Source organism: Thalassovita sp. ABM4_323, assembly GCF_056158665.1.
On record NZ_JBSWTS010000007.1, the window covers coordinates 1,392,894 to 1,412,774 of the forward strand.

Consider the following 19,881-nt stretch of genomic DNA (forward strand, 5'->3'; position numbering starts at 1 on the left):
AGGTACGAAAATGTCCAACACGTTGAAAACCCCCGAACAATTGGCGGCTTTGGAAGCTTTGGAACAGGCCTATGAATACTATTCGCCTGCCGAATACGTCCCGGTTAAGGCCGAAGACGAGCCTGTCGAGTACTATGAATACGCGGCGGCCGCCTAAGAAACGACCGCATTCCTGTGCGCTTGATGGCGCCCTCTCGTGCCACGAGGGGGCGTTTGCAGGCAGGGTTTGACTTTGTCGTCAGGCCTTGTCACAGCTTGGGGGCGCGGCCCGAACTAGGGGCGTGAAACCCAAGAGGCCCTGAATGACCGAACCCTCCGACGCTGCTCAGCGGCGCGCGATCGCGCCCGTGATTTGCTATCCGAACGACTCGCTGCCGGAGCCGCCGCTGGATCTGTATCGCACTGCGCGCCGCACCGCCCGCAAAGTGGACGAGGTAATCGCCGCGCCTCGCGAGGCCGCGCATTTTCGCGTTCCGGCGGGCCACTTTTTTCGGATTTCCAGCGTCGAAGGGCCCCAGGTCGGCGATCTGAACCTGTGGAACGCAGATGATCTGTCCGAGCGTTTCTACTCGGGCAAAAGCCGCGCCTTGCATGGCACGCATCTGACCGCCGGAGAGCGGATGTGGTCCTCGTTTCCCGCGCTGCGTCCGATGGCGACGATTGTCGAGGATACGCTGGGTTGGTACAGGATCGACGAATTCGGCGGGTCCGTCCATGATGTGATCGGCACGCGCTGCGACCCGTACACGAACAACCTGCTGGCGGGTGGGCAGTATCACCATTGCTGTCACTCCAACCTGACGCGTGCCTTGGCGGACGCCACCGGGCTGAGCCTGGCGCAGGCAGAACCGCATGTGCATGACGTGCTGAATGTGTTCATGTGCACCGGGTTCACCCGCGATACGGGCCAGTATTTCATGAAGGCCAGCCCGGTGCGGCCCGGTGATTACCTGGAATTCTTCGCCGAGATCAACCTGTTGGGGGCCTTGTCGGCCTGTCCGGGCGGGGATTGTTCATCCGAGCACAGCTCGGACACGGTCGCCTGTCACCCGCTGCTGATCGAGATCTTCGCCCCGGCTGAAGGCGCGCTGGTCGGCTGGCACAGCCCGCCGATCAACGGGTATGACCGCAGCCACGGGCGCTAGGCAAAGGCGGCGTTCAGCGCGATCTCTACCATGTCCGCAAACGAGCTTTCGCGGTCTTCGCTGGGCAGGGCCTCGCCGGTCAAAAGGTTGTCCGAAACCGTCAGAACAGCCAAGGCCCGGACGCCATAGCGCGCCGCCAGATTGTACAGCTCGGCGGCCTCCATCTCGACGGCCAGAATGCCGTGTCGGGTCATTTGCTCGTTCAGATCCGGGCGTTCGTCGTAAAACACATCCGCCGAGTAAATCCCGCCCACATGGGTCGGCGTTCCCTTGGCCGCCGCCGCATCCGCCGCCGCGCGCAACAGGCTATAGTCGGCGCAGGGGGCAAAGTTCAGCTCTTTGAAGATACCAACGGACGGGGTCGAGATCGACGAGGCCGTCATCGCCAGGATCACGTCGCGCAGGTTCACCGATCTCTGCATCCCACCACATGACCCGATGCGGATCAGGGTCTTGGCGCCGTAGTCTCGGATCAGCTCGTTGGCATAGATCGACAATGAGGGCATCCCCATCCCCGAGCCATGGATCGTCACCGGGTTGCCTTGCCACGTGCCGGTATAGCCCAGCATCCCACGTACCTCGTTGACCAGTTTGGGACCATCCAGAAAGGTCTCGGCGACCCATTTTGCACGGTAGGGATCACCCGGCATGAGGACGGTTTCAGCGATCTCGCCGGGTTTGGCACCGATATGGATGGTCATGGGCTGTCCTTTAGCGTTGATACTTGATGAACGGGGTCACATGGGCGATGCGATCATACAATTGCCGGGCCGTGGAATTGAACTCTTGGGTCATCCAATACACGGTTGGTGTGCCGTTTTTGTCCGCAAAATCATAGACCTGCTGAATCAAAGCGCGTCCGATGCCCTGACCGCGGACCTCGGGGTCGGCGTAGAGGTCCTGCAGATACACCACGTCCTCGACCCGCCAGTTATGGGCGTGCAGGATGTAGTGAACCAACCCCACGGCTTTACCGTCCAGCAGGGCCAAGTAGGCGCCCTGATGGGGGTAATCGTCCGAGATTTGTCGGGCAAAGGTCGCGGCATACACCTCTTCGCTGATCGCGCTTTCGTAGAAGTCCAGATAGGCGGTCCACAGACGGCGCCAGTCGGCCTGATCCGAGGCCAGAAGGGGGCGGATTTCCAAGGTCATGGGCGGGTCCTTTGCGTTGCCAGCCCAGAATGCAAAACCGCCCGCGGCATGGCAACCACGGGCGGCTTAAGATTGGTTGATTTCCGGGATTACTCGGCGGCAACCTGCTGCGGGTCGACCAGGGTCACGATGTCCATCATGATCGTGTTGAGCTCGAAATCCTTGGGGGTATAAACCTTGGCAACACCCATCGCCAGCAGACGCTGAGCGTCATCATCGGGGATGATGCCGCCCACGATCACGGGGATATGGCCCAGGCCGGCCTCGCGCATTTGCACCATCATGTCCTCGACCAGTGGGATGTGGCTGCCCGATAGGATCGACAGACCCACAACATGGGCGTCCTCTTCGCGGGCGGTTTTCACCAGTTCTTCGGGGGTCAGGCGGATGCCGTCATAGGTGATATCCATGCCGCAATCGCGCGCACGGAAGGCGATCTGTTCAGCCCCGTTCGAGTGGCCATCCAACCCCGGTTTGCCCACCAGGAACTTCATGCGGCGACCCAGACGGTCGGAAACCGCGTCGACAGCGTTGCGGATGTCGTCCAGACCCTCGGTCTTGTTGGACACCGATTTCGACACGCCGGTCGGGCCACGGTATTCGCCATGAACCACACGCATCTGGGCGGCCCATTCCCCGGTGGTGACACCGGCCTTGGCGCACGCGATCGAGGCGGGCATGACGTTTTCGCCCTTAGTCGAGGCTTCGCGCAGCGCGGCCAGCGCGGCATCCACGGCGGCCTGATCACGATCGGCGCGCCATTCGTTCAGGCGGTCGATCTGCTCGGCCTCAACCGCCGGATCGACGACCATGATGCCACCATCCCCGGCAGTCAGCGGCGATTCCTCGGCCTCGGTCCATTTGTTCACACCAACGACGATGGTTTCGTTCTTTTCGATCCGGTTCAGACGGTCGGCGTTCGATTCCACCAGGCGCGATTTCATGTACTCGATCGAGGCAACAGCCCCGCCCATCGAATCCAGGTTGGCCAGCTCGTGACGCGCACCTTCTTTCAGGGCTTCGACCTTGCGATCCACGGCGGGGTTGCCATCGAACAGGTCTTCGTATTCCAGCAGGTCGGTTTCGTAGGCCATGATCTGCTGCATCCGCAGCGACCACTGCTGATCCCAGGGGCGCGGCAGGCCAAGCGCTTCGTTCCACGCGGGCAGCTGCACAGCGCGGGCGCGGGCCTTTTTCGACAGGGTCACGGCCAGCATCTCGATCAGGATGCGGTAGACGTTGTTTTCCGGCTGCTGTTCAGTCAGACCCAGCGAGTTCACCTGCACACCATAGCGGAAGCGACGATATTTCGGGTTTTCGACGCCATAGCGGGTTTCCAGGATCTCGTCCCACAGATCCACGAAGGCGCGCATTTTGCACATCTCGGTGACAAAGCGGATGCCTGCATTCACGAAGAACGAGATCCGGCCACATAGCGCGGGGAAGTCCTCGGCCGGAACGCGCGGTTTCAGAGCGTCCAGAACGGCGATGCCGGTGGCCAGCGCAAAGGCCAGTTCCTGCTCGGGCGTCGCGCCGGCCTCTTGCAGGTGATAGGAACACACGTTCATCGGGTTCCATTTCGGCACGTTTTCATAGCAATACTCGGCCACGTCCGCGATCATCTTCAGCGATGGTTTGGGCGGGCAGATATAAGTGCCGCGCGACAGGTATTCCTTGATCAGGTCGTTTTGCACGGTGCCTTGCAGTTTGGACACGTCAGCGCCCTGTTCCTCGGCCACGGCGATGTACAGCGACAGCAGCCAGGGCGCGGTCGCGTTGATCGTCATCGAGGTGTTCATCTGCTCCAGCGGGATCTGATCGAATAGCGCGCGCATGTCGCCCAGATGGCAGACGGGCACGCCAACCTTGCCAACCTCGCCACGCGCCAGAACGTGATCGCTGTCATAGCCGGTTTGCGTGGGCAGATCGAAGGCGACGGACAGGCCGGTTTGACCCTTGGACAGGTTGGTCCGGTACAGCGCGTTCGAGGCTTTGGCGGTCGAATGGCCCGCATAGGTGCGGAACAACCAGGGGCGGTCTTTCTGGATCTCGGTCATGGCGGCCTCGTGAATCATGTTGGGCAATATTCTTGCGTTCGAGTGTTGATACTTGGAATTTTATGCCTCTGTCAATTCGCCGCGACGCGGCATTTAGGGAATGTTACGCGCGATTGTCGCTGCGAAGCGGCAAAAATCGGTGAAATCGCAAGGATCGCGCGGGATTTGACAGGAAAACGGGCAACGACGCGCCCGCTGCGCTGGCATGGCAGGGGGAGACATAGGTCGCAGACGCTTGATTCTTTGACGGATCGCGCCGCAGCGACGCAAAGTGCTAATTCTATGTCCCAGCTACATGTTTTTCGCTGTTGCAGCATAATTGGCCGGAAATTTCTGCGACCGCAAGGTCATAAAATTACAAAATCATAATAAATGGCGTTGCATTATTTCGTGGCGACCGATATTCCATCCTCAGGAAGCGACGATTCTGCGTCGCGGCAAGAGATTCAAGATGGAGGCTGACATGGCTCTGGACACCGAAACCGGCATTGCACCCTACGACGCACCGGAAAAAGATCTGTATGAAATTGGCGAAATGCCGCCTCTGGGTTACGTCCCCAAAAAGATGTACGCGTGGGCGATCCGCCGCGAACGTCATGGCGATCCGGACACCTCGTTCCAAAAAGAGGTCGTGGACACCTGGCAGATCGACAGCCACGAAGTGCTGGTTCTGGTGATGGCCGCAGGCGTGAACTATAACGGTGTCTGGGCCGGCAAAGGCGTTCCGATTTCGCCCTTCGACGTGCATGGCCAAGACTATCACATCGCGGGTTCGGATGCCTCGGGTATCGTTTGGGCCGTCGGTGACAAGGTCAAGAACTGGAAAGTGGGCGACGAGGTCGTGATCCACTGTAACCAGGACGACGGTGACGACGAAGAATGTAACGGTGGTGACCCCATGTTCTCGCCGACCCAGCGGATCTGGGGCTACGAGACCGGCGACGGTTCGTTCAGCCAGTTCACCCGCGTGCAGGCGCAGCAGCTGATGCCGCGTCCCAAGCATCTGACCTGGGAAGAGGCCGCCTGCTACACCCTGACTCTGGCCACTGCCTACCGCATGCTGTTCGGCCACCACCCCCACGAGCTGAAGCCGGGCCAGAACGTTCTGGTTTGGGGCGCGTCGGGCGGTCTGGGGTCTTACGCGATCCAGCTGGCGAACACTGCGGGTGCTAACGCGATTGGCGTGATCTCAGACGAGAGCAAGCGCCAGTTCGTGATGGATCAGGGCGCCAAGGGCGTCATCAACCGGAAAGACTTCAAATGCTGGGGTCAGCTGCCCACGGTGAACTCGCCTGAATATAACGCGTGGCTGAAAGAAGCGCGCAAGTTCGGCAAGGCCATCTGGGACATCACCGGTAAAGGCGTCAGTGTCGACATGGTGTTCGAACACCCCGGCGAGGCGACCTTCCCTGTGTCGACCCTGGTTGTGAAAAAAGGCGGTATTGTTGTGATCTGCGCCGGGACCTCGGGTTTCAACACCACCTTTGACGTGCGCTATATGTGGATGCACCAGAAGCGTCTGCAGGGTTCGCACTTCGCGAACCTGAAACAGGCCGCCAGCGCCAACCGCCTGATGTGCGAGCGCCGTCTGGACCCCTGCATGTCCGAAGTGTTCGAGTGGGATGAAATCCCCGCCGCGCACATGAAAATGATGAACAACGAGCACAAGCCGGGCAACATGGCCGTGCTGGTTCAGTCGCCCAAGACCGGTCTGCGCACCGTCGAGGATGTGCTGGAAGCTGGCAAAGCCTAAGCCAATTTCATCTGACTTTGTGAGCCGCCGGAGGGAAGCCTCCGGCGGTTTTGCTATTTCTGCAGCCTCGCTATTTATGGGGAGTTGAAATTCGTGAATTTCGCGGTGGAATGGGCTCGTGCTATGATTGTGTTAACCCTTCGTTAACTTAACCGGCAGAGTGTTAACCATGAAGAACGACTGGATCTTGGATGTTCTCTCGGACCTGAAAAATTTCGCTCAGTCGAATGGTCATGCCTTGCTTGCCGAGCAACTCGCGCAGGCCCGGTTGGTCGCTGCGGTCGAGATGGCATCCGCCGACACGGGGGGCACTCTTGCAATACACGGCGATGAAGCCGCGGCTAGAGCAGATACTGGAAGAGCTGGAGCGCGCTACCAGTCTTGAGGATCTGCAAACCGCACTAGAAGATCTGCGCGACCATTACCGAGTTGATCACATTGTCTATCACTGGGTAAACTCGGCCGGCGAGCAATACGGATGCGGCACCTATGACCCGGCCTGGGCCGCACATTATCAGGAAAAAGACTATCTAAGGATCGACCCTGTCGTGCAGGGCTGTTTCCAGCGCTTTCATCCCGTGGATTGGAACGATCTGGATTGGACCAGCCGCGCCGCCAAAGCGTTTCGCGCAGATGCGATGGCGTATGGGGTTGGCAACCAGGGTTTTTCGGTGCCGATCCGGGGCCCCAACGGGCAGTTTGCGTTGTTCACAGTGAACCACACCTGCGAGGACGAGATTTGGGCCCGTTTCACCGACATGCATCGCAGCGGGCTGATCCTGATGGCCTATTATTGCAATCAAAAGGCCCTGGAATTTGAACCAGGTCGCACCCCCGCTCCGGCGCAGGCGTTGTCACCCCGTGAAGTGGATGCCCTGACCCTGATTGCACTTGGGCAAAGCCGTGCGCAGGTTGCTGATGCGCTGTCGATCTCCGAGCACACCCTGCGCGTCTATATCGAAAGCGCCCGGTTCAAGCTGGGGGCTTTGAACACGACCCACGCTGTGGCGCGGGCGATCAGTCGTGGCCTGATCGTGGTTTAACCTTTTGCTAACATTATGAATTTATTAACTAAAACGTCCATGCCTTGGGGGGATTCGTTAACCTTGCTTCCCTAGCGTGCGTAGCATTCACGACGCTCGGAGGCTGGACGATGCTGCGCTATTTATATGCAGAAGACCTGAAGACAACTCCCTTGCTGCGCGACACCATGTTTCGGGATCGCGCCGATCAGTTCAAAACCCGACTGGGTTGGGACGTGACCGTAAACGAGCAGGGCGAGGAACGTGACGAGTATGACGAGTTGAACCCACTCTATGTCATCTGGCAGCGGCCGGATGGCACGCATGGCGGATCCATGCGTTTTCTGCCCACGACCGGGCGATGTATGGTGAATGACCACTTTCTGGACCTGACCGGTGGGGTGCGTATCCAAAGCCCACTTATCTGGGAATGTACCCGGTTTTGCCTGGCCCGCAGGGCCGAGCCCACGGTGGCCGCTGCCCTGATGCTGGGGGGCGGCGAGATCCTGGATCGTTTTGGACTGCGCCATTTTGTTGGGGTTTTTGACGCGCGAATGGTGCGGATTTATCGGCGGATTGGGTCCTCGCCCACGGTGCTGGGCAGCTCGGGAACGGGTCGGGAGGCGATCAGTGTCGGCTTGTGGGAATTCTCGCCCGAGGCCAAGGCGCGGGTTGCCCGTCAGGCGGGGCTGTCCGAGGCTCTTTCAGAATCCTGGTTTAAACAGGCCTTCAAGCCCGGATCGCAGCCACCGTTTGCCATGACGGGCTGATCTCACGATTGGACGCTGGTGCCTGTTGCGGACAGGCTGTAGGGTCGCGCCATGACGGTGCCAGCTCTCCAATTCTCGCATGATCAGGCCGAGGCCTATGACCACATCACCGAAGCCTTGCGCGGCTTTGGTGTCGATCTGGACAACGGGGTTCTGACGCCCCCGACCGAGGGCAAAACCCGGGTCATGGCGGTGTTGGGCAAAGCCGGGTCGGGCAAAACTCTTTTGTTGTCGGAATTAACCAAGGCTTTGGAAACTGCGGGCGTAGATATTGTGTCGGGCGACTACGAAGCCAAGCGGCGCAAAGAAAGTCGGACCCTTGCTATTCTGGCCCCGACGAACAAGGCGGCCAGCGTGTTGCGCAATCGCGGCGTGCCCGCGACGACGATCCACCGCATTCTGTACACGCCGGTCTATGACCCCGAATACGAAAAGATCGCAGAGTGGCTGTCGGGCAATGGAGAGCGCCCCGAGATCGAGGGCTTGACCGACGAAGCGCTGGATCGCGCGCATGCCTTTTACCAGCTGAACAAATCCATCCCCGGGGCGCTGGCCGCTGCGGGCCTGCGTGGCAGCGATTTTATCACCGGCTGGAAACGGCGGGATGACCCGCTGGATATTGGCTTTGTCGACGAAGCCTCGATGCTGGATGACAAACAATTTCAAGATCTTAAAGAGATTTTCCCAGCTTTGATCCTGTTTGGGGACCCGGCGCAGCTGGCTCCTGTCGGTCAGTCTGGCCAGATGGTTTTCGACGCGCTGCCGTCGGTGGCAAAGCAGGAATTGCAGCGCATTCACCGGCAGGATGCCGACAATCCGATCCTGGATCTGGCCCATGCTTTGTCTGATCCGGATTTGGGGTTCGAGGATTTTGAACGCCTGGTCGAACAGGCCTCGCGCAAGGATGATCGTGTGGTCCTGGCCCAGCGGGTCGAGGTGGATCTGATGGCGCGCAGCCCGGTTCTGGTCTGGCGCAATGCGACGCGCATACGGCTGATCAACGCGTTTCGCACAGTTTACGGCGCGCCCGAGGATGCCCTGCTGGAGGGCGAACCTCTGATTTGCGACGGGATCGAGCTGCCGTTGAAGCACCGGAAAAAGCGTGTCGATCTGGAGGCGCGAGGGCTGATCAAGGGCGCTCAGGTCGTGTATCTGGGGCCGGGGCGCAAGCCGGGGTTTTCCCGGATGCATGTGATGGGCGCCGAAGATCCGCAGGTCAACGTGGCCTCGATCATCAAGATCGAAAAACCCGACGAAGAAGAGCCATTTATTCCCTTCGCCGCGCGTATGGGCGCTGCGTTTTTGCATGGGGCGGCGGTGACGATTTATAAGGCCCAGGGGAGCCAATGGGAAAACGTGCAAGTGTTTGCGCCTGACCTGTTTGTGGCGGCTCGGATGGGGCGGGTCGAGGCCGGCCAACCGTTGTGGAAACGTCTGGCCTATGTGGCGATCACGCGCGCTCAGGAACGGTTGTACTGGGTGGTGCGCAACCGGTTGGCAAAACCCAGTGGACCGTTGGTGGTGGATGATCTGCGGGCCGCGCCCGCCGCCCCCTTGGTCTTGCAATCACAGGAGCTTCGCGAATGACCCAGAAATCTATCCTGATCACCGGGGCCAGTTCTGGAATCGGGGCGGCTTGCGCGCAAAAATTTCTGTCCCAAGGATGGCGTGTGGGCCTGTTGGCACGCCGGGCCGAGGCGCTGAACGACGTGGCGAATGGCGATCCGAATGCGGTGGTCCTGGCGGCCGATGTGACGGACCCGGATCAGGTGGATCAGGCCTTTGATGCATTTGCAGAAACCGCAGGCCGACTGGATGTGCTGTTCAACAACGCGGGAATGTTCGGACGGGCGGTCCCCATTGACGAGCTGAGCGTCGAGGAGTGGCGGCAGGTGCGGGACGTGAACCTGGACGGGATGTTTCTGTGCGCCCGCGCCGCATTTCGTCAGATGCGCCGTCAGAGCCCGATGGGAGGGCGCATCATCAACAATGGCTCGATCAGTGCGCATACGCCGCGCGATGGGTCGGTCACCTATACGACCACGAAACACGCCATCACGGGGCTGACCAAAACGCTGAGTTTGGACGGGCGCGCCTTTGATATTGCCTGTGGGCAGATTGATATCGGCAATGCCAGGACCGAGCTGCTAGAGGGCATTATTGCCCAAAACCCCGACAATCCACCGCCGTCGATGAACGTTCAGGACGTGGCCAAGGCCGTGCTGCAAATGGCTGAACTGGGCCCCGAGGCCAATGTGCAGTTCATGACCATCATGGCGACGAAAATGCCCTATATCGGACGGGGCTAGCCCTGTCGGATCAGCTGAAAAATCGCCGAGGCCCCCCAGCCGGCGATCACAGCAAGGGCCAATGAAAGCAGCCCGTACAGCGTGGCCTGATCCTGGGCCAGGTTGAACAGGAAGCGTTCCAGCCCGACCTTTTGAACCTCGATCGTGGTCTCAAAGGACGAGATCACCTTGCCCTCGCGCGCCAGGAAAATCCGGGTTTTATAGTCGCCCTCGGTCAGGTTCGACGGCAGGGCGATAGATGTGCGAAACAGCGTCTGCTGGTCCACATCCACCGCGCCTTCGAGCATTTGATACACCCCGGCGTCGCGCTGAATACGCAGCAACGCTTCGGTGAAGTCGCTGGCGTTTTCCTTCATGCCGGGGGTCACAATGGCCTGAACTGAGCGCTCGATCGAGATATTGCGGTTTTGGTCCTCGCTGGCCAACAAAACCTGATCAAAGGGTCCGCTGGTCGCCACCGCATAGAAACTGGGAACCCAGCCCACATTCACGGCGGCTGCATTGACCCAGATGCCGTATTTGCGATCCTTTCGGCGAACCGTGACGGTGCTGACGGGGCCAGCAATGGCGATGATCACATCCAAAGGCGTATCCGGGATCGCGCTCTCGCGTTTCACGGCGCCAAATATCAGGATATCCGATCCATCAAACCGGGCGGTGATTGCCACCCGGTCTTGGCTGAGGCCCAGCACGACCTCTTCATCCGAGGCCCACAGCAGCGTCGGCAGGAGAACCAGCATTGCAATCAGGCGCAGCATCATGATCCGGTCCTCGCTGCGATCGAATAGAGCTCGGAGGGTTCCAGAAGCAGTTCCAGCGCGATCTTGGCGCAAACGGTGATGACCAGCAGGGCCAGCAGAACGCGGAGTTGCTCGGCCTTCAGGCGGACCCCGATGCGCGTTCCGATCTGTGCGCCCAACACGCCTCCGACCAGCAGGAACAGGGCCAGCGGCAGATCGACCGTGTGGTTGGTGATGGCATGCAGCAAGGTGGTGAACGCAGCGACAAAGATGATCTGGAACAGCGAGGTGCCTACGACCACTTTGGTTGGCATGCCCAGAATATAGATCATCGCAGGCACCATGATAAACCCGCCCCCAACACCCATGACGGCGGCCAGCATCCCAACGCAAAAGCCAACCAGAACAGGCGGAATAACCGAGATATACAGACCCGAGGTGCGAAACCGCATTTTCAGCGGGGCGGTGTGCACCCAGTTGCGGCTGCGTTTCTTGATCACGACACCGCCTGCTTTGCGGGCGCGCTGGATCGCGCGCAGGCTTTCGACCAGCATCAGGCTGCCGATTACACCCAGAAAGACGACATAACAAAGCCGGACCAACAGATCGACCTGACCCAACGCCTTGAGATAGTTGAACACTGCGACGCCCACGGCCGATCCGGCCAGGCCTCCGCCCAGCAGTACCCACCCCATGCGCATGTCCACGTTCTTGCGTTTCAAATGCGCCAGCAGCCCGGAAACAGAGGATGCCACGATTTGGTTGGCCGAGGTGGCAACGGCCACAGCGGGCGGAATACCGACAAAGAACAACAGCGGGGTGATGAGAAAACCGCCACCCACCCCGAAGATGCCTGACAGCACGCCCACAATCCCGCCCAATCCCAAGAGCAGGAAGGCATTCACCGAGATTTCGGCAATGGGCAGATAAATTTGCATGGCTCTTCCTACAGCGACGAGATGTCGCTTGGCAAGCGTTCCGGGCGGCTAAAACCTATGTATCCAAGGGAAAAATACAGCCGCCCATATCGGTGTCGTTCTAAGGTATATCGGTGTTGATCTAACGCTCTTTCACATAGGGCTCGCCACCGGCGCGGGGGGGGATGGCCTTGCCCACGAATCCGGCCAGAATCACAACTGTCAGCACATAGGGCATCACGTCCATCACCTGAACCGGGATCGTTACAGGCCCCAGTTCGATGTTCTGATAGCGCAGCGCAACCGCTTGCAGCAGTCCGAACAGCATCGTGGCCATCAGTGCATACCAGGGCCGCCACTTGGCAAAAATCAGCGCGGCTAGGGCGATGTATCCTCGGCCTGCGGTCATGTTCTGCACGAACCCGGCCTGAAGCGCAGTTGCCAGATAGGCCCCCGCGATGCCGCATAGTAACCCGCAGATCGCCACGGCTGCAAAGCGCATGCCAACGACCGATACTCCCGCGGTATCCACCGCTGCCGGGTTTTCCCCCACCGCTCGCAGGCGCAGGCCGAACCGCGTGCGATACAGCACCCACCAGGTCAGCGGCACGCAGGCCAGCGCAAGATAAACCAGGAAGGTATGACCCGAGATCAGCTCGGAATAAAGCGGGCCCAGAATTGGGATGCCCTGCAGCGAGTCCGCAAAGGGCAGGGTGATGGGCTCGAACCGGCCATCGCCCATCAGCGATGGCGTGCGCCCTCCCTGTTTGAACCAGTCCTGCGCGATCACTACGGTCATGCCAGCGGCCAGGAAATTGATGGCGACGCCGGAAATCAGCTGATCTCCGCGGAATGTGATCGAGGCCAGAGCATGCAGCATGGCCAAAGTCACGGCCGCGCCGATCCCCGCCAGCAGCCCCAACCAGACATTGCCGGTGACATAGGCCACCGCCGCCGAGAAAAACGCCGCTGCCAGCATCTTGCCTTCTAGCCCGATGTCAAAAACACCCGCGCGTTCGCTGTAAAGCCCGGCCAGACAGGCCAAAAGCAGCGGAGTTGCCAGGCGAACACCCGAATCCAGAACCTGCAACAGAGTCAGATAATCCATGGCCCTTATCCCTCTTTGCGACGCAAGGTCAGGAACAGTCGTTCCAGCGGTATGCGCACCATGTTGTCCAGCGCGCCGGTAAACAGAATGACCAGCGCCTGGATGACAACGATCATCTCGCGCGGGATCGAGGTCCATAACGCCAGTTCAGCGCCGCCCTGATACAGGAACCCGAACAAGATGGCCGCCAGCAGCACTCCGAAGGGATGGTTTCGTCCCATCAAGGCCACCGCGATCCCGATGAACCCGGCGCCCTCGGTCGCGTTCAGGATCAGGCGCTCGCTTTCGCCCATGGTCGCGTTCACCGACATCAACCCGGCCAACGCCCCCGAGATCAGCATGGCCACGATGGTGATTTTCGTGGCCGAAATGCCAGCATAGCGCGCCCCGCGTTCGGATTTCCCGAACGTGCGGATCTGGTTGCCCAGAGACGTGCGCCAGATCAGCACCCAAACCAGAACGCAGGCAATCAGCGCGATCAGCAGGCTGACATTTGCCGGCCCCGCCTTGGAAAACTTGATGCCCAGCGGCAGCAGCAATTCATGCAAAGTGGGCAGATGCACCGCCTCGGGAAAGCGCGCGCTGGCCGGATCCATGGCGCCCTGGGGGCGCATCACGTTGACCAACGCATAGTTCAGCACCGCCGCGGCGATAAAGTTAAACATGATCGTGGTGATCACGATGTGGCTGCCGCGTTTGGCCTGCAGATAGGCCGGGATCGACGCCCAAAAAGCGCCAAAAACGGCCGCCCCGACGGTGGCTGCAAGGATCGCGACCGTCCAATGCGGCCATGGCACGTAAAGGCACACGATCGCGACGCCCAGCCCACCCAGCATCGCCTGGCCCTCGCCGCCGATATTGAACAGACCGGCGTGAAACGCGACCATCACCGCCAACCCGGTGAACATGAAATTCGTGGCATAGTACAGCGTGTAGCCCCAGCCATAGGTCGAGCCCAAGGCCCCCTGAACCATCATTTTGACTGCGGCCACCGGATCTTCGCCAATGGCCAGGATAACCAGCGCCGACAGCGCCGCCGCCAGCAGCAAAGAGATCGCGGGGATCAGGACCACATCCGCCCATTTTGGCATTTTTTCCATCAGGCGGCCTTTCCGTTCATACCGGCCATCAGCAGGCCCAACTCGCCAGCATCGGTCTGGCCGGGCAGGCGTTCCCCCATGACCCGCCCGTCAAACATCACGGCGATGCGGTCAGATAGGCTGAGGATTTCGTCCAGTTCGACCGAGACCAGCAGGATCGCCGCGCCCTGATCGCGCAGAGCAACGATTTGGTTGTGAATGAACTCGATCGCGCCGATATCCACACCGCGCGTGGGCTGCCCGACCAGCAACAAAGAAGGATGGCGCTCGATCTCGCGGGCAAGCACGATCTTTTGCTGATTGCCCCCGCTGAAGTTCTTGGCGGCCAGCCAGGGATCCGGCGGGCGCACGTCGAATTTGTTCATTTTGGCGGCGGTATCGTCGCGCAAGGTGGCGTTGTCCATCAGCAGACCGCGATTGTAGGCCGGGTCATTGTGATAGCCCAGGGCGACGTTCTCCCAGGCGTGAAAATCCATGATCAGCCCCTCGCGTTGGCGATCTTCGGGGACGTGCGCGATGCCTGCCGCGCGTCGCGCCTGCCCATCTGCGCCGGGGCCATGCAGGGGAATATCTTTTCCATTCAAAGAGATGCGACCAGTGCCAGAACGCATACCGCCCAGAACCTCCAGCAGTTCGGACTGGCCATTTCCTGCCACGCCCGCAATGCCCAGGATCTCTCCGGCGCGCACGTTCAGCGACACATCCTTCACGCGGTGCACGCCTTTGCTGTCGGTGACGTTTAATCCCTGAACATCCAGAACCACCTCTTTGGGCGAGGCTGGCGCCTTGTCCACGCGCAGCAACACTTTGCGTCCGACCATGAGTTCGGCCAGTTCTTCGGGGCTGGTATCCGAGGTCTTCACGGTCGCTGTCATCTCGCCGCGCCGCATCACGCTGACCGTGTCGGTGATGTCCATGATTTCACGCAGTTTGTGCGTGATCAGAAGGATCGTTTTGCCCTCGTCGCGCAGCCGGTCCAGGATGCGGTACAGCTGATCCGCCTCGGCTGGAGTCAGCACGCCGGTGGGTTCATCCAGGATCAGAATGTCGGCTTGCCGGTATAGCGCTTTCAGGATTTCGACCCGTTGCTGCATGCCCACGCCGATGTCCTGGATGATCGCGTCGGGATCGACGTCCAGTTCGTATTCCTTGGCCAGTTTGGTCAGCGCGCGCCGCGCCTTGGCCAAAGAGGGGCGCAGCAGCCGACCGTCCTCGGCGCCCAGAACCACGTTTTCCAGAACCGAGAAATTCTCGACCAGTTTGAAATGCTGAAAGACCATACCGATGCCCGCCGCGATGGCGGCCTGGCTGTCGGGGATCTGCGTTTTCTGACCGGCGATATAGATCTCGCCGCGGTCGGCCTTGTAAAACCCATAGAGGATCGACATCAAGGTGGACTTGCCCGCACCATTTTCGCCGATGATGCCGTGGATTGTGCCCGGCATCACCCGGATCGAGATGTCCTTGTTCGCCTGCACCGGCCCAAAGGCCTTGGAGATGCCGCGCAGCTCGATCGCTGGTTCGCTCATTCAGGTGTTCCCAATCCCACAAAGCCGATCAGACGGGTCAATTTCCCGCCTGCATCAAGCGTCACAAAATACTGGCCATGCTGAACTTTCCCGTCCGGCATGGCGAATTCAACCGTGGCCCGCGCATGCACCCCGGTTTGGGACAGATGCACCGCCTTGGCCGTCGCGCCAGGACTGTAGTCACTGTACATCGCCACATAGGCGATCAGGGCGTCGATATCGGTGACAGGGTCCGGAGTGCGCGGATCCAGGTATTCGAAGGTCTCTGAAAGGGTGGCGCGCAGCATGGATGCACGCGAATCCGCGTCCGTTTCGCCCCATGCCTCGAAAAATGTCTCGATAGTGTCGGTCATCGGTATCCCGTTCATGAAAAGGGCCGCGCAACAGTTTGGCGCGGCCCGGGTTCGATTGGTTCGAAGACCTCAGAAGTCCAGAACCGGGCAGCTGTCATCGGTATAGTAGCTGACAACTTCGATCTCGCCATCAATGATTTTCTGACGAGCACCGTCGGCTGCGGCTTGCATGTCGTCGCTGATCAGCGCGGCGTTGTGTTCATCCAGAGCATAGCCAACGCCCTCTTCTGCAAGACCCATGTTGAACACACCGGTTTCCAGATCAACACCGGCTTTCATCGCGTCATACACGGCGACATCCACACGTTTCAGCATCGAGGTCAGAACCTTGCCCGGGTGCATGTGGTTCTGGTTGCTGTCCACGCCGATGGACAGGATGCCCTCGTCCGCAGCGGTTTGCAGAACGCCCACGCCGGTGCCACCCGCAGCGGCATAGATCACGTCAGCACCCTGGCTAATCTGGGCCTTGGTCAGTTCCGACCCCTTTACCGGATCGTTCCACGCAGCGGGGGTCGTGCCGGTCATGTTGGCGACGATTTTCGTGTCTGGGTTCACCGCCAGCGCCCCTTGGGCATAGCCACAGGCAAAGTGCCGGATCAGCGGGATATCCATGCCGCCGACGAACCCGACGGTCCCGGATTTCGAGGCCATCGCAGCCAACATGCCAACAAGGTACGAGCCTTCGTGCTCGGCAAAGCCGATCTGGCGGATGTTCGGCACATCCAGCCAGGTCACGTCTACCGCTACGAACTTGGTGTCAGGATAATCAGGGGCAACGGCGGAAAGCGGGTCGGCCATGGCAAAGCCCATGGTGATGATCGGATTGGCGCCAGCCTCGGCAAAGCGGCGCAGGGCCTGTTCACGCTGGGCTTCGGTCTGCAATTCGATGTCGCGGAAGGTCCCGCCGGTTTCCTCGGCCCATCGGGTCGCACCGTTAAAGGCAGCCTCGTTAAACGACTTGTCGAATTTGCCACCCAGATCAAAGATCAGCGCCGGATCGGCTATCGCGGCTCCGGCGCTTAGTGCGACGGCAGCAGCGGCCCCCCAAAATTTGCTCATCAGGGTCATCTGTTCTCTCCCACAGTTTGCTGTCAGGGTCGCGGATACCGGACCCTTTCGGTTGCAGACACTCTTGTACTAGGGGAAATGTGACTTTGCTTTGACCAAACGGTCAACAGGAAACTGAGAGGAATTGCGCCATCGGCGCGTTCAGGTGTGCTTAACCCTGCGGCAATGCGCGGGACATGACCACAGCGTCCTGCGTCTGGCCATCGCGCAGGTGATAGTATCCGGGGCGCAGGCCGTCTTGGGCGTATCCCACCCCCAGATAGAGCGCGATTGCCGGGGCATTGTCTGCCGCCACCTCCAGAAATGCGCGTGTGGCGCCCCGGCTTTGGGCGGTGGCGTGAAACTGCGCCAGCATCCGCGCGCCCAGCCCCTGCCGTTGATGGGACGGAGCCGTCGCAAGGGTCAACAGCTCGGCTTCGTCCACGATAACACGCCCCAGGGCAAAGGCGTGATCGCATTGCACTAAGAAGACGGTCGGCGAGTCCAACAGCGCGGCAAATTCGGCCGCCGTCCAAGGGCGTTGCCGGGCAAAGGCGCTGGTGTGCAGGTCTGACAGGTGCTCAGGCGTCATCCAAAATCACCGGAGGCGCGTCCCGCGCCGGGGCGGCGTCCGCGGGTTTGACATATAGCGGGGCCGGGGCTGGCTGTGGTTCGCCAAACCGAGTTGCCGCGACCTGCGCGATTTGCTGGGCAATTGTGTCCGCCGAAGGTGAAACCAAAGGAGCCTCCTGCAACATGTCTTGCAGGTCTTCTTTGCTGGCCATGTACGGTTCCGCCCCATGCAGCGCGACATAGGCACTGTCCCGTGGGGCGGGAACTATCGCAATTGCAGCCCCGGCCAAATCGTGTTCGACCGCGTCAAAGCTATTCACTCCGATCGCCGGAATATTCAATCCCAAAGCCAGCCCTCGGGCGGTTGAAACAGCGATACGAATGCCTGTGAAATTGCCTGGGCCAACGCCAACGCCTATGGCATCCAGGTCGGACCAGGTATGCCCGGTTTCCGTTAGCAAGTCTTCCAGAAGGGGGATAAGACGCTCGGCTTGTCCGCGTCCCATTTCTTCGGTCTTTGATCCCAGAATACTGTCGCCGCACAGCAAAGCGGCCGCGCAATGCGCGGCCGATGTGTCGAATGCCAAAATGAGGGGATCAGACGGCAACGGGCCGGACCTCGGTCACTTCGGGGATGTAGTGGCGCAGCAGGTTTTCAATGCCCATTTTCAGCGTCAGCGTCGACGAGGGGCAGCCCGCGCAGGCGCCTTGCATATGCAGGTAGACCACGCCGCGATCAAAACCGTGGAACGTGATGTCACCGCCATCCTGCGCAACGGCCGGGCGCACGCGGGTATCCAGCAGCTCTTTGATCTGACCAACGATTTCACCGTCCGGGCCTTCGTGATCCGCATGGCCACCGGTCGAGCCAGCCTCGCCTGCCATTACCGGCTGACCGGACTGGAAATGCTCCATGATGGCGCCCAGAATTGCAGGTTTGATGTGATCCCATTCGACAGCATCAGACTTGGTCACTGTGACGAAATCGGTCCCGAAGAACACGCCCGAAACACCATCAACAGCAAAGATGCGCTGCGCCAGAGGTGATTTTTCGGCGGCATCTGCGGTTGGAAAATCAGCGGTGCCTGCCTCCAGCACGGATTGTCCGGGCAGGAATTTCAGGGTTGCGGGGTTCGGGGTCAACTCGGTCTGAATAAACATGTCTGCGGTACCTTTTATGGCTTCCCTTGGATATGCGCCCGAGGGAGGACAGAGTCAAGGTTTGGAATGATTCTAAGTTGTGGGTTATTGATTTGCGGGCGGCTGCGGCGGGATGCTGAAGCTGAGGCTGTTGGCTGCAATGGGGGCCGCGGGGCGCGCGATGCCGCCACCAGAACCGCCCGAACCCCCGGATCCGCCCGAGCCTATCCCGGGTGTGCCACCGCCCGATCCGCCTGTCCCGGGCTGGCTGCGGGCAATGCCGCCGCCTCCTCCGGGTTGCGCGGGCTGGGGATTGCTTTTGCCCGGTTCCGAACGAGAAATGCCTCCGCCTCCGCCCCCGCCTCCGGTCACGGGCGTCACAGGTTCTGCCGGGCGCGCGGCGCCGCCACCGGGTTGCGACAGCAAGCGCGCCAACGGGCTGTAATCGGGCAGCGCCAGACCAATGCCCCAACCCTGGTAATTGATCGAGGCCGCGATCAGCGCCCCGCGTTCTTTCTGCCAGGGTTCGTATTGAACCAGTACTGTCACGATGATGTTCGACTTGGCGTATTCCGAGCGTAGATAGACCGTTTTTCCGCTTTTCAACACGCCCGAGGTCACCAGCCGCTGCTCGGTATAGTTCTGATACAGTTCTTGTTTGGTGCCCTTGTGATTGTCGATCAGCCACTGGTGCATCTCGATGGTTTTGTCCTTGTCATTGTCGATCAGGCGGACTTTCAGGCTATTGTCCGGCGCGTGCAGGGTGAACAGCTCGGATCCGACGTCCTGTTGCAGGATCGCCATCGGGGCCAGAAAGGTGGCGCGTTTGGGAAAATCGTTGATGCCGACCCAGAAATCGGTCTGGATTGCCTGCTGCGTGCGCTGAACCAAGGGCGCCAGATCGCGGTACCGCAATGCCCCCGAGGTGCGTCCGGCCATGAATTTGTCCAACGCAGCCTGGCTACCGCGCCCCCAATCGCCGTCGATCAGACCGACATATAATCCCTCTAGCGTCAGGCCGGTCTGCAGGTATCGGGCCTCTTCCTGGCTGAGCCAATCGGGTTTGAACGGTTCGTCCAGTTCTTGCGCGGCCACCGGGGCTGCAAGGATGATCAGTGCAGAGAAGACGGCAAACAGGGCAGAGATCATGATGGCTCCTTGTGGGT

The 19,881-nt window shown here is 60.3% G+C and carries 21 protein-coding genes; 7 read left to right on the forward strand and 14 right to left on the reverse strand.

Annotation, left to right across the window (positions count from 1 at the left end):
• Positions 1-10 precede the first annotated feature (10 nt).
• Both ACXADQ_RS09260 and ACXADQ_RS09265 read left to right on the forward strand, forming a co-directional pair.
• Entirely contained in the window at positions 11-157 is a 147-nt protein-coding gene (locus ACXADQ_RS09260; RefSeq protein ID WP_475319320.1) for a hypothetical protein, read from the forward strand.
• A gap of 145 nt (positions 158-302) precedes the next feature.
• The gene (locus ACXADQ_RS09265; protein ID WP_475319323.1) at positions 303-1,145 is read left to right on the forward strand and encodes an urea carboxylase-associated family protein; all 843 of its coding nucleotides are present in this window, start codon (positions 303-305) and stop codon (positions 1,143-1,145) included.
• On the opposite strand, the gene deoD is transcribed toward ACXADQ_RS09265, so the two are convergent.
• From deoD to ACXADQ_RS09280, 3 genes are all read right to left on the reverse strand, one after another.
• The gene (deoD, locus tag ACXADQ_RS09270; protein WP_475319325.1) at positions 1,142-1,846 is read right to left on the reverse strand and encodes a purine-nucleoside phosphorylase; all 705 of its coding nucleotides are present in this window, start codon (positions 1,844-1,846) and stop codon (positions 1,142-1,144) included. The genes ACXADQ_RS09265 and deoD overlap by 4 nt on opposite strands.
• A 10-nt stretch (positions 1,847-1,856) precedes the next feature.
• Complete coding sequence (locus ACXADQ_RS09275) at positions 1,857-2,297, reverse strand: N-acetyltransferase family protein (protein WP_475319329.1); 441 nt, start codon at positions 2,295-2,297, stop codon at positions 1,857-1,859.
• A gap of 89 nt (positions 2,298-2,386) precedes the next feature.
• Entirely contained in the window at positions 2,387-4,354 is a 1,968-nt protein-coding gene (locus tag ACXADQ_RS09280) for a methylmalonyl-CoA mutase family protein (protein WP_475319332.1), read from the reverse strand.
• Between the two features lie 463 nt (positions 4,355-4,817).
• Here ACXADQ_RS09280 and ccrA point away from each other — a divergent pair, with 463 nt between their 5' ends.
• From ccrA to ACXADQ_RS09305, 5 genes are all read left to right on the forward strand, one after another.
• A complete protein-coding gene (ccrA, locus tag ACXADQ_RS09285) occupies positions 4,818-6,107 on the forward strand; it encodes a crotonyl-CoA carboxylase/reductase (RefSeq protein WP_475319336.1) in 1,290 nt (429 codons plus the stop codon).
• A 329-nt stretch (positions 6,108-6,436) separates the two neighbouring features.
• Positions 6,437-7,150: a helix-turn-helix transcriptional regulator gene (locus tag ACXADQ_RS09290; protein WP_475326062.1), complete on the forward strand. Its 714-nt coding sequence runs from the start codon at positions 6,437-6,439 to the stop codon at positions 7,148-7,150.
• Between the two features lie 110 nt (positions 7,151-7,260).
• Positions 7,261-7,899 carry an acyl-homoserine-lactone synthase gene (locus tag ACXADQ_RS09295; protein ID WP_475319338.1) on the forward strand — a complete coding sequence of 213 codons (639 nt, stop codon included), beginning with the start codon at positions 7,261-7,263 and terminating at the stop codon, positions 7,897-7,899.
• A 51-nt stretch (positions 7,900-7,950) separates the two neighbouring features.
• Entirely contained in the window at positions 7,951-9,486 is a 1,536-nt protein-coding gene (locus ACXADQ_RS09300; protein ID WP_475319340.1) for an ATP-dependent DNA helicase, read from the forward strand.
• A complete protein-coding gene (locus ACXADQ_RS09305; protein ID WP_475319341.1) occupies positions 9,483-10,208 on the forward strand; it encodes an SDR family oxidoreductase in 726 nt (241 codons plus the stop codon). Before ACXADQ_RS09300 ends, ACXADQ_RS09305 begins: the two co-directional genes overlap by 4 nt.
• Here the strand turns inward: ACXADQ_RS09305 and ACXADQ_RS09310 are convergent.
• The 11 genes from ACXADQ_RS09310 to ACXADQ_RS09360 all read right to left on the reverse strand — a co-directional run bounded on the left by ACXADQ_RS09310 (position 10,205) and on the right by ACXADQ_RS09360 (position 19,864).
• Positions 10,205-10,969: a TIGR02186 family protein gene (locus ACXADQ_RS09310; RefSeq protein ID WP_475319344.1), complete on the reverse strand. Its 765-nt coding sequence runs from the start codon at positions 10,967-10,969 to the stop codon at positions 10,205-10,207. The genes ACXADQ_RS09305 and ACXADQ_RS09310 overlap by 4 nt on opposite strands.
• Complete coding sequence (locus ACXADQ_RS09315) at positions 10,966-11,886, reverse strand: sulfite exporter TauE/SafE family protein (RefSeq protein WP_475319347.1); 921 nt, start codon at positions 11,884-11,886, stop codon at positions 10,966-10,968. The genes ACXADQ_RS09310 and ACXADQ_RS09315 overlap by 4 nt, the downstream gene beginning before the upstream one ends.
• Before the next feature lie 121 nt (positions 11,887-12,007).
• On the reverse strand, positions 12,008-12,973 hold the full coding sequence (locus ACXADQ_RS09320) for an ABC transporter permease (RefSeq protein WP_475319350.1): 966 nt from the start codon (positions 12,971-12,973) through the stop codon (positions 12,008-12,010).
• 5 nt (positions 12,974-12,978) lie between these two features.
• Positions 12,979-14,073 (reverse strand): ABC transporter permease, encoded by a 1,095-nt coding sequence (locus ACXADQ_RS09325; protein ID WP_475319352.1) that lies wholly within the window; start codon positions 14,071-14,073, stop codon positions 12,979-12,981.
• Positions 14,073-15,602 (reverse strand): ABC transporter ATP-binding protein, encoded by a 1,530-nt coding sequence (locus tag ACXADQ_RS09330; RefSeq protein WP_475319355.1) that lies wholly within the window; start codon positions 15,600-15,602, stop codon positions 14,073-14,075. The genes ACXADQ_RS09325 and ACXADQ_RS09330 overlap by 1 nt, the downstream gene beginning before the upstream one ends.
• Positions 15,599-15,955 carry a hypothetical protein gene (locus ACXADQ_RS09335; protein ID WP_475319359.1) on the reverse strand — a complete coding sequence of 119 codons (357 nt, stop codon included), beginning with the start codon at positions 15,953-15,955 and terminating at the stop codon, positions 15,599-15,601. Before ACXADQ_RS09335 ends, ACXADQ_RS09330 begins: the two co-directional genes overlap by 4 nt.
• Before the next feature lie 69 nt (positions 15,956-16,024).
• Positions 16,025-17,023 (reverse strand): BMP family lipoprotein, encoded by a 999-nt coding sequence (locus ACXADQ_RS09340; RefSeq protein WP_475319362.1) that lies wholly within the window; start codon positions 17,021-17,023, stop codon positions 16,025-16,027.
• Positions 17,024-17,174: 151 nt separating this feature from the next.
• Positions 17,175-17,594 (reverse strand): GNAT family N-acetyltransferase, encoded by a 420-nt coding sequence (locus ACXADQ_RS09345; RefSeq protein WP_475319365.1) that lies wholly within the window; start codon positions 17,592-17,594, stop codon positions 17,175-17,177.
• A complete protein-coding gene (tsaB, locus tag ACXADQ_RS09350) occupies positions 17,584-18,183 on the reverse strand; it encodes a tRNA (adenosine(37)-N6)-threonylcarbamoyltransferase complex dimerization subunit type 1 TsaB (protein ID WP_475319369.1) in 600 nt (199 codons plus the stop codon). The genes ACXADQ_RS09345 and tsaB overlap by 11 nt, the downstream gene beginning before the upstream one ends.
• Positions 18,173-18,736, reverse strand: coding sequence for a NifU family protein (locus tag ACXADQ_RS09355; protein WP_475319373.1), 564 nt, complete (start codon positions 18,734-18,736; stop codon positions 18,173-18,175). Before ACXADQ_RS09355 ends, tsaB begins: the two co-directional genes overlap by 11 nt.
• Before the next feature lie 84 nt (positions 18,737-18,820).
• Positions 18,821-19,864, reverse strand: coding sequence for a hypothetical protein (locus tag ACXADQ_RS09360; RefSeq protein WP_475319376.1), 1,044 nt, complete (start codon positions 19,862-19,864; stop codon positions 18,821-18,823).
• Positions 19,865-19,881 lie beyond the last annotated feature (17 nt).

Coding starts and splice junctions, on each gene's coding strand:
- ACXADQ_RS09345 (WP_475319365.1), bottom strand. CDS start 17,594: ATGACGCCTGAGCACCTGTCAGACCTGCACACCAGCGCCTTTGCCCGG.
- ACXADQ_RS09275 (WP_475319329.1), bottom strand. CDS start 2,297: ATGACCTTGGAAATCCGCCCCCTTCTGGCCTCGGATCAGGCCGACTGG.
- ACXADQ_RS09290 (WP_475326062.1), top strand. CDS start 6,437: ATGAAGCCGCGGCTAGAGCAGATACTGGAAGAGCTGGAGCGCGCTACC.
- ACXADQ_RS09300 (WP_475319340.1), top strand. CDS start 7,951: ATGACGGTGCCAGCTCTCCAATTCTCGCATGATCAGGCCGAGGCCTAT.
- ACXADQ_RS09295 (WP_475319338.1), top strand. CDS start 7,261: ATGCTGCGCTATTTATATGCAGAAGACCTGAAGACAACTCCCTTGCTG.
- ccrA (WP_475319336.1), top strand. CDS start 4,818: ATGGCTCTGGACACCGAAACCGGCATTGCACCCTACGACGCACCGGAA.
- ACXADQ_RS09330 (WP_475319355.1), bottom strand. CDS start 15,602: ATGAGCGAACCAGCGATCGAGCTGCGCGGCATCTCCAAGGCCTTTGGG.
- ACXADQ_RS09265 (WP_475319323.1), top strand. CDS start 303: ATGACCGAACCCTCCGACGCTGCTCAGCGGCGCGCGATCGCGCCCGTG.
- ACXADQ_RS09355 (WP_475319373.1), bottom strand. CDS start 18,736: ATGTTTATTCAGACCGAGTTGACCCCGAACCCCGCAACCCTGAAATTC.
- ACXADQ_RS09325 (WP_475319352.1), bottom strand. CDS start 14,073: ATGGAAAAAATGCCAAAATGGGCGGATGTGGTCCTGATCCCCGCGATC.
- ACXADQ_RS09340 (WP_475319362.1), bottom strand. CDS start 17,023: ATGACCCTGATGAGCAAATTTTGGGGGGCCGCTGCTGCCGTCGCACTA.
- ACXADQ_RS09335 (WP_475319359.1), bottom strand. CDS start 15,955: ATGACCGACACTATCGAGACATTTTTCGAGGCATGGGGCGAAACGGAC.
- deoD (WP_475319325.1), bottom strand. CDS start 1,846: ATGACCATCCATATCGGTGCCAAACCCGGCGAGATCGCTGAAACCGTC.
- ACXADQ_RS09280 (WP_475319332.1), bottom strand. CDS start 4,354: ATGACCGAGATCCAGAAAGACCGCCCCTGGTTGTTCCGCACCTATGCG.
- ACXADQ_RS09315 (WP_475319347.1), bottom strand. CDS start 11,886: ATGCAAATTTATCTGCCCATTGCCGAAATCTCGGTGAATGCCTTCCTG.
- ACXADQ_RS09305 (WP_475319341.1), top strand. CDS start 9,483: ATGACCCAGAAATCTATCCTGATCACCGGGGCCAGTTCTGGAATCGGG.
- ACXADQ_RS09320 (WP_475319350.1), bottom strand. CDS start 12,973: ATGGATTATCTGACTCTGTTGCAGGTTCTGGATTCGGGTGTTCGCCTG.
- ACXADQ_RS09310 (WP_475319344.1), bottom strand. CDS start 10,969: ATGATGCTGCGCCTGATTGCAATGCTGGTTCTCCTGCCGACGCTGCTG.
- ACXADQ_RS09260 (WP_475319320.1), top strand. CDS start 11: ATGTCCAACACGTTGAAAACCCCCGAACAATTGGCGGCTTTGGAAGCT.
- ACXADQ_RS09360 (WP_475319376.1), bottom strand. CDS start 19,864: ATGATCTCTGCCCTGTTTGCCGTCTTCTCTGCACTGATCATCCTTGCA.